This window comes from Saccharopolyspora elongata (genome assembly GCF_004348985.1).
Classification (GTDB): Bacteria; Actinomycetota; Actinomycetes; order Mycobacteriales; family Pseudonocardiaceae; genus Saccharopolyspora; species Saccharopolyspora elongata.
On the sequence record NZ_SMKW01000100.1, the window covers coordinates 22,499 to 29,583 of the forward strand.

Annotated in this window: 6 protein-coding genes; 5 read left to right on the forward strand and 1 reads right to left on the reverse strand. The window is 68.2% G+C overall.

Annotated elements, in window-relative coordinates:
• Positions 1-78: 78 nt before the first annotated feature.
• Positions 79-1,392, reverse strand: coding sequence for an MFS transporter (locus E1288_RS40985; RefSeq protein WP_235884161.1), 1,314 nt, complete (start codon positions 1,390-1,392; stop codon positions 79-81).
• 237 nt (positions 1,393-1,629) lie between these two features.
• Here E1288_RS40985 and E1288_RS40990 point away from each other — a divergent pair, with 237 nt between their 5' ends.
• The 5 genes from E1288_RS40990 to E1288_RS41010 all read left to right on the forward strand — a co-directional run.
• Complete coding sequence (locus E1288_RS40990; RefSeq protein WP_132494058.1) at positions 1,630-2,970, forward strand: phosphoribosyltransferase family protein; 1,341 nt, start codon at positions 1,630-1,632, stop codon at positions 2,968-2,970.
• Between the two features lie 129 nt (positions 2,971-3,099).
• On the forward strand, positions 3,100-4,872 hold the full coding sequence (gene acsA / locus E1288_RS40995) for an acetate--CoA ligase (protein WP_132494059.1): 1,773 nt from the start codon (positions 3,100-3,102) through the stop codon (positions 4,870-4,872).
• Complete coding sequence (pdhA, locus tag E1288_RS41000) at positions 4,869-5,858, forward strand: pyruvate dehydrogenase (acetyl-transferring) E1 component subunit alpha (RefSeq protein WP_207954839.1); 990 nt, start codon at positions 4,869-4,871, stop codon at positions 5,856-5,858. The genes acsA and pdhA overlap by 4 nt, the downstream gene beginning before the upstream one ends.
• Positions 5,855-6,835, forward strand: coding sequence for an alpha-ketoacid dehydrogenase subunit beta (locus E1288_RS41005; RefSeq protein ID WP_132494060.1), 981 nt, complete (start codon positions 5,855-5,857; stop codon positions 6,833-6,835). Before pdhA ends, E1288_RS41005 begins: the two co-directional genes overlap by 4 nt.
• A 1-nt stretch (position 6,836) precedes the next feature.
• Positions 6,837-7,085, forward strand: a 249-nt coding sequence (locus tag E1288_RS41010) for a biotin/lipoyl-containing protein (protein ID WP_235884162.1), incomplete at its 3' end; no start/stop codon positions are given.

Consider the following 7,085-nt stretch of genomic DNA (forward strand, 5'->3'; position numbering starts at 1 on the left):
GGCTCGCGGACGGAGCCAGATTCTCAGCATGATCCGCCACTCCATGCCGCGTGCGCACGCCGACCCCGCCGGCCAATCCTATTCAGCGGCTCTGCGCCGCAACGCGGTATAGGCCAGGAGTGCACACAGCAACGCTGTTGCCGCCAGCAGCACCAGCCCGAAGGTGTAATCACCCACGGCCCCGTAAATCGAACCCATCACCAGAGGCGGGAAGAAACCACCCAGACCACCGGCAGCCCCCACAACGCCGGTCACCGCTCCGACCTTGCCCACCGGCGCGAGCCTTCCAACCAACGCGAACACGGCACCCGCACCGGCTCCCAGCACTGCCGCCAAGCAGAGGAACGCAACCGTGCCGATCGGCATCAGGGGGAGCTCGATGGACGCCAGGATTGCGAAGAGCCCAGCCAACACGCAGCATCCACCAAGCACATGGATGCCGGAGAGGTGGTCCGACAGCCAACCTCCGAGCGGTCTTGCGAGGACTGCGAGCACGATGAACCCGGCGGTGCGGAACGCCGCATCTGCCGGATCGAGGCCGAAGGCGCTCTTGAGGTAGGTCGGCAGGTAGACGCTGAACGCCACGAATCCGCCGAACGTCAGCGCATAGAGAATGGCCAGTTGCCAAGTCACCGACATCCTCAGGGTGTCCACCGTGCGGCGAATCATGGACTCGGCAGGAGCCACGTGGTCGGCCGGGTCGCGCAACAGCGCCCAGCAAAGCACAGCCACGACCGCCAGCGCGACCGCCACGGTGTTGAACGGCGCGGTCGGCCCCAAAGCCTTGACCAACGGGATGGTCGTGAACGAGGCGATAGCGGTGCCGCCGGTGCCGATGCCGAAAATGCCCAGCGCAGCACCGCGACGTGCCCGAGGGAACCAGGCGTTAACAGCCGGAACTCCTACGGCGAAGGTGGTTCCACCCGTCCCGAGCAGGATCGCGCCGATCAGGAGCACCGGCATCGAGCGGCCGAAATGACCGATGACCAGTACCGGGGCGATCGTCAGGAGGCTGAGCAAGGGAAACATGGTCCGCGCGCCGTAGCGGTCGGTAAGCGTGCCGACCGGCACTCGACCGAGCGAGCCGATCATCACCGGCAATGCGACCAGCAAGCCTTGCATGACCGGGGTCAGCCGCATGCTCTGAGCGAGTGACGGTGCCAGCGGGGCGAGCAACGCCCAAGCCCAGAAATTGACCATGAAGGCGAGCGTTGCCACCACCAACACGGTCTTGGCCTTGCTGGGGACCTGCTCGCTCGCAACGTCACGCCCAACCTTGCCGGAGGCTGATTCCGACGAGGTCGGGTGTGCTCCGTTATCGTCGCTGCGCTCGCTCACGAGCCCCCCTCTGAGCCAGCCAAAGCCACCGGTGCAAGGCTTGAACTGGCTCAAGGGCGGATTGTGCTGCACACCGCCGCGGACTGCGACTCGACCTGCGGTGGTCGCCACGTTGCAGAAGATCGCGGATCCACAACGGCTTTCGTCCCCATCCTGTCGAGCACTGGTCGCATGCAGCAGTCATCTCCTGGGCGATGCGGTTCCAGGCGGCCCCGTGGTGGCTTAGGTCCTCTGTGCTGGTGTTGGCCCGGTGCGAACACTGGGTACTGGGAACCACCTAGGGGGTAGGGCATGCCGTTTGTGGACCGCGGAGCCGCTGGGCGACGGCTCGCGCAGCGCTTGTTGCACCTGCGGAGTGCGAACGTGGTGGTCCTGGGGTTGCCACGCGGAGGTGTTCCGGTCGCCTTCGAAGTGGCTCGGACACTGGATGCGCCGCTGGACGTGATCGTGGTGCGCAAGCTGGGTGTGCCCTTCCATCCAGAGCTGGGGATGGGGGCCATCGGAGAAGGCGATGTCCGCGTCATCAACGACGGGGTGATGCGGCGGACAGGTGTCAGCGCCGAGGAGTTGGCCGACGTCGAGGCACGCGAGCGCGCTGAGCTGGATCGGCGGGCACGGCGTTTCCGTGGTGATCGTGCGCGGCTGGACCTTACCGGGCGGACGGTCGTCGTGGTCGATGACGGGATCGCCACCGGCTCGACCGCCGCGGTCGCCTGCCGAGTCGCTCGGGCGCAGGGGGCCGCACAGGTGGTTTTGGCAGTGCCGGTGGCGGCACCCGATGCACTGGACAGGCTCGGCGAAGCAGCGGACGAACTGGTGTGCCTGGAAGCGCCGGAGTGGTTCGTGGCGATCGGCCAGTGGTACTCAGACTTCTCCCAGACCCAGGACGCGGAGGTCGTGGACTTGCTCGACCGAGCGGCTCGGGCCCATCCCGCGCCTGCGGGCTCCCCGACGGCGGACGCCGATGTGTGGGTGCGGGATGAAGAGGTCGCGGTGCATGCCGGGCAGGTGACGCTGGCAGGGCATCTCACCATGCCCGAGGCCGCACTGGCGGAAGGGATCGTGGTGTTCGCGCACGGCAGCGGCAGCAGTCGGCACAGCCCCCGCAACCGGTACGTCGCCCAGCGCCTCAACCGGGACGGGCTGGGAACCTTGTTGCTCGACCTGCTCACCGGGGCGGAGGAATTCGACCGGGCGAACGTGTTCGACGTTGAGCTCCTGGGCCGTCGGCTGGTCGAGGTGACCGCGTGGCTGCGCGCCCAGCCGGAGGCCGACCGCCTGGGGATCGGCTATTTCGGCGCGAGCACCGGCGCTGCTTCGGCCCTGTGGGCCGCAGCGGAAGCACCTTCCGCTGTGGCTGCTGTCGTGTCCCGTGGTGGTCGGCCCGACCTGGCCGCCGAGCGGCTTGCCGAAGTGCAGGCGCCGACGTTGCTGATCGTCGGGAGCCGTGACGACGCGGTCCTGGGGCTCAACCAGCAGGCCCAGCGCTTGCTGCGATGCGAGAACCGGCTTTCGATCGTGCCCGGCGCGACGCACCTCTTCGAGGAGGAAGGCACGTTGGAGGAGGCCGCCGAGCTCGCGTGCAAATGGTTCATCGACCACCTAGCACCGGCCCTGCAGGACGAAGACTGACGTGGACGAGTCAGTCATTTCATTTCGGCGATCTGCGGGGTCCGACCGGTTTCAGCGAGGCCGTTGGCCTCTAGCGGCCGTCGTGCCGCGCGGGCTTGCCTGGTCAGGCAAGCCCGGAAGGGAGCCGCGATGCGGTGGGAACCCATTGGCAAGCCGGACGAGGTGCGAGCCTCGGCGAACATGCCGGATTACGACCGTGTTCGGCGTGAATTCGACTGGGCAGAAGCGCGGTCCCAGCTGTCGGGCTTGCCCGGGAGCCGGGGCCTGAACATCGCCTACGAGGCAGTGGACCGGCATGCCGCGGGTGAGCGCGCGCAGGTCACGGCGCTGCGTTGCGTGGACAAGCAGGACCATGTGACCGAGATCAGTTACGCGGCGCTGCGGGAGTGGACCAACCGTTTCGCGAACGTCTTGGGCGGGCACGGGGTCGGCCGGGGTGAGCGGGTGTACACGCTGTTGGGGCGCGTCCCCGAGCTGTACATCGCGGCGTTGGGCACGTTGAAGGCCGGTTGTGTGCTGTCTCCGTTGTTCTCCGCGTTCGGCCCGCAACCCATCGCCGATCGGTTGCGGATCGGCCAGGGTGCGGTGCTGGTGACGACCCCGCGGCTGTACCGCAACAAGATCGAGCAGATCCGGGCGGGACTTCCGCAACTGCGGCATGTGCTGGTGGTCGGCGACAGCGACGCCGGGCCCGGCACCATCGACCTGCGGGAGGCCCTCGCCCACGCCGACACGGAGTTCGAGATCCCGCCGACGTCCCCGGAAGACTGGGCGTTGCTGCATTTCACCAGCGGAACCACCGGCAGCCCCAAAGGAGCTGTGCACGTGCACGACGCGGTGGTCGCGCACCACGCCACCGCACGCTATGCGCTCGACCTGCGGCCCGATGACGTGTTCTGGTGCACCGCCGATCCCGGCTGGGTCACCGGCACCTCCTACGGGATCATCGCACCGTTGACGCACGGCGCGACCGTTGTCAGCGACGAGGGCGAGTTCGACGCCCGGCGCTGGTATCGCGTGCTCGCAGAGCAGCGTGTCTCCGTCTGGTACACCGCACCCACCGCGCTGCGCATGCTGATGCGGCACAGCCCTGAACTGGCAGCCGCCTATGACCTGTCCGGCTTGCGGTACGTCGCCAGTGTCGGCGAGCCGTTGAACCCCGAAGTCGTCGTGTGGGGTCAGGAGGCGTTGGGCCGGCCGGTGCACGACAACTGGTGGCAGACGGAGACAGGCGCGATCATGATCAGCAATTTTCCGGCCGAGGAGATCCGCCCTGGTTCGATGGGCCGACCGGTGCCGGGCATCGAGGCCGGGCTGCTGGAGCGCGGCGAGGACGGGAGAGCCCTCGTCGAGCACGGCACGGTCCGGGAGTTGACCGGCGACGATGTCGAGGGCGAGCTCGCCCTGCGTCCCGGCTGGCCGTCGATGTTCCGCGGGTACCTCCACGACGACGACCGGTATGCGGTCTCGTTCGCTGGTGGTTGGTATCTCACCGGGGATATCGCAGCGCGGGACGCCGATGGTTACTTCTGGTTCGTCGGCCGGGCAGACGACGTGATCAAGTCCGCCGGTCATCTCGTCGGGCCGTTCGAGGTCGAAAGCGCGCTGATGGAACACCCTGCGGTCGCCGAGGCCGGGGTGATCGGCAAACCGGATCCCGTCGCCGGTGAGCTGGTGAAGGCGTTCGTGGCGCTGCGGCCCGGCCACACACCGAGCGACGAGCTGCGCTCAGAGCTGCTGGCATTCGGACGGCGCCGACTCGGCGCGGTGGCCCCGAAGGAACTGGCCTTCGACGACGATCTCCCGCACACGCGCAGCGGGAAGGTCATGCGCCGCCTGCTCAGGTCCCGGGAACTCGGGCTCGCAGAGGGAGATCTGTCGACATTGGAGCACGCAGGATGAGTCGGGGATCACGAGCACTCAGTGCCCGGGGCAAGCATCGCACCGAGCTGCTGCGGCAGATGGTCCGGATCCGCCGCTTCGAGGAGCGCTGCGTCGAGTTGTACAGCGCAGCGGAGATCCGCGGCTTCATGCACCTCTACATCGGCGAGGAAGCCGTCGCAGCCGGCCTGATGCAGGCGCTCAGCGCGGACGACGCCGTGGTGTCCACCTATCGAGAGCACGGTCACGCGTTGGCGCGCGGGGTGCCGATGGCCTCGGTCATGGCGGAGATGTTCGGTCGCTCCACCGGATGCAGCCGCGGGCGGGGTGGCTCGATGCACCTCTTCGACGTCGTCCGCCGGTTCTACGGCGGCAACGCCATCGTCGGAGGCGGCCTGCCGATTGCGGTCGGGCTCGCGTTGGCCGATGTGATGCGCGGACGGCCTCAGGTCACCGCGTGCTTGTTCGGCGACGGTGCGGTCGCCGAAGGCGAGTTCCACGAGTGCCTGAACCTGGCCGCGCTGTGGGCGCTACCGGTGCTGTTCTGCTGCGAGAACAACCTCTACGCCATGGGCACCGCACTGGCCCGGGAACACGCCGCAACCGACCTGGCTCTGCGCGCCAGCTCGTACGGGATGACGTCGTGGGCAGTGGACGGGATGGACGTCGAAGCCGTTGCCGCTGCGGGCAACCGCGCCGTGGAAACCATGCGGGCCAGTCCCGGACCGTGCTTCCTGGAACTGCGGACCTACCGGTTCCGGGCGCACTCGATGTACGACGCGGAACGCTACCGCGGCAAAGCCGAAGTCGAGCAGTGGAAGCAGCACGACCCCATCGACCAGCTCACCACCCGCATGCGCGACGACGGCGAACTGACCGACAAGTCCCTCACCACGCTCGAAGCCGAGGTGGACAGTGAACTGGACGAGGCCGTCGCGGAAGCCAAGGCCGGTCCGCTGGAACCGGTCGAGGACCTGATGCGATTCGTCTACACCGAGCAGTCATGACCACCGTGCACACCACCTACCGCGAAGCCGTCCGCGAGGCGCTGCGGGAAGCGCTGCGCGCCGACGAGCGGGTGTTCCTCATGGGCGAGGACGTAGGCCGCTACGGCGGATGCTTCGCGGTCAGCCTCGGGTTGCTGGAGGAGTTCGGCCCCGACCGCGTCCGCGACACCCCGCTGTCCGAATCGGCGTTCGTCGGTGCGGGCATCGGTGCGGCGCTGGCCGGGATGCGCCCGATCGTCGAGATCATGACCGTCAACTTCAGCCTGCTGGCGCTGGACCAGATCCTCAACAACGCCGCCACGCTGCTGCACATGTCCGGCGGACAGCTCAGCGTCCCGCTGGTCATCCGCATGACTACCGGCGCCGGCCGCCAACTGGCCGCGCAGCATTCTCATAGCCTGGAGGGCTGGTACGCGCACATCCCCGGCCTGCGCATCCTCACCCCGGCGACGCTCGAAGACGCCCGCGCCATGCTGCGGCCCGCGCTGGAATGCCTGGATCCGGTGCTGCTGTTCGAACATGGCTCGCTGTACAACACCGCCGGAGACCTGGCTGAGCCGGCAGACGAAGTGGACATCGACACCGCCGCGATCCGCCGAGCAGGCAACGACATCTCCCTGATCACCTACGGCGGCACCTTACCCACCGCACTGGCCGCCGCCGACCAACTCGCCACCGACAACATCCAGGCGGACGTCGTCGACCTGCGCACGCTGCGGCCGCTGGACGAAGCGACCATCCTCGGCTCCGTCCGCCGCACCCACCGCGTCGTCGTGGTCGACGAGGGATGGCGCAGCGGCAGCCTCTCCGCGGAGATCGCCGCCCGGATCGCCGAACATGCCCTCTACGAGCTCGACGCCCCCGTCGAGCGGGTGTGCACCGCCGAAGTCCCCATGCCCTACGCCAAGCACATGGAGGACGCGGCACTTCCGCAAGCCGACGACGTGGTGGCCGCGGCACGACGGGCGGTGGGCTGACATGGCCGAGTTCCGGATGCCGTCGCTCGGTGCCGACATGGAGCAGGGCACGCTCGTCGAATGGCTCGTCCAGCCCGGCGACGCTGTCCGCAAAGGCGACGTCGTCGCTGCCGTGGACACCGAGAAGGCCACAATCGAAGTGGAATGCTTCGACACCGGCGTCGTCGATCGCCTGTTGGTCGAACCCGGCCAGCGGGTGCCGGTCGGAACCCCGCTCGCCATCATCTCCCCCGGCGCGCAGGGAGCCCCC

What these genes read in the sequence shown, in the direction of transcription:
- E1288_RS40990 (WP_132494058.1), top strand. Translation starts at nt 1,630, where the DNA reads ATGCCGTTTGTGGACCGCGGAGCCGCTGGGCGACGGCTCGCGCAGCGC.
- acsA (WP_132494059.1), top strand. Translation starts at nt 3,100, where the DNA reads ATGCGGTGGGAACCCATTGGCAAGCCGGACGAGGTGCGAGCCTCGGCG.
- pdhA (WP_207954839.1), top strand. Translation starts at nt 4,869, where the DNA reads ATGAGTCGGGGATCACGAGCACTCAGTGCCCGGGGCAAGCATCGCACC.
- E1288_RS41005 (WP_132494060.1), top strand. Translation starts at nt 5,855, where the DNA reads ATGACCACCGTGCACACCACCTACCGCGAAGCCGTCCGCGAGGCGCTG.